The sequence below is a fragment of the Staphylococcus sp. 231237_7MaSpsaltlick genome, from assembly GCF_043107035.1.
The window spans coordinates 1-861 of the sequence record NZ_JBICNX010000195.1; the positions used below are offsets into that span (position 1 = coordinate 1).

The 861-nt window shown below is 33.4% G+C and carries 2 protein-coding genes; both read right to left on the bottom strand.

The genetic code is table 11. The features are described 5' to 3' along the window. Positions 1 to 169 (bottom strand): Rep family protein (locus tag ACF91D_RS30865; protein ID WP_392438573.1); only part of this gene is annotated, 169 nt, incomplete at its 3' end. Positions 170 to 249: 80 nt separating this feature from the next. Then, positions 250 to 402 (bottom strand): ribbon-helix-helix protein, CopG family, encoded by a 153-nt coding sequence (locus ACF91D_RS30870; protein WP_002448631.1) that lies wholly within the window; start codon positions 400 to 402, stop codon positions 250 to 252. Between the last annotated feature and the right edge of the window lie 459 nt (positions 403 to 861).

Here is an 861-nt window from a genome sequence, read left to right on the forward strand (position 1 = left end):
GATAATGTGCTTTTTTATATTCTTGCCCCTCTACGTTACTTTTATCCTTATCATGTAATGGGCTAATAGCCATCGGAATACCCATTAATTCTAATTTCATTTCCCAGTTTTCTGGAATACTTTCTGGATATAGTAAAAACGTGAAGTATCTTGCTTTATCTGTATTCATAATGTTAGAATCACCTTATTAGAGCTTGTTTTTTATATTTTGTATAAAGTGAAATCCATTCTTTGCGGGAGAGGATTTCACTATTTTTTTTGCTCTAATTCCTTTCTTGAATATTCTTCTAATGCTAAAGCTAAAATTGCCGATTTCGTAAACCCTTTTTCTTTAGCTAATTTTTCTAATTCTTCGATTTGTTTATCTGTAAGACTTATTTGTAACCTTGTTTTTCTAGGCAAATTGACACCTCTTTTTTTCTATTTTTTTAAGTGTACCACTTAGGTAACATTAAAGCAACCAAATATACACAAAAAATAAAAATGTCCCTTAAAATGTCCCTAAAATGTCCCCTAAATGTAGAATGCCTTGAGCCCTAGAGAGAGTAGAGACGAAAAGCGTTTTTTTTTCAATTTGGCACTCGGCACTTAAAAGGGGGGTCGTAGTAGCCCCCTTTTTCCTCCAAAATTTGTAATTCAAAACCATAAAAAAACAAAATAAAAAGACCAGTTAAAAACTGATCTAGTTTAATATCTTTATTGCATTATTCCAATTCCTCTATTTGCCGACGATTCTGCGCTCCTTAATAATCCTAAAGCTGTCCATCGGTCGATTTAATAGCTGACGCTATTGACCGCTGGCGCTTTAAGTCTAATTAAGGGCTCTCATCGACAAATAGATTTTCTCGGCATAAATGCGTG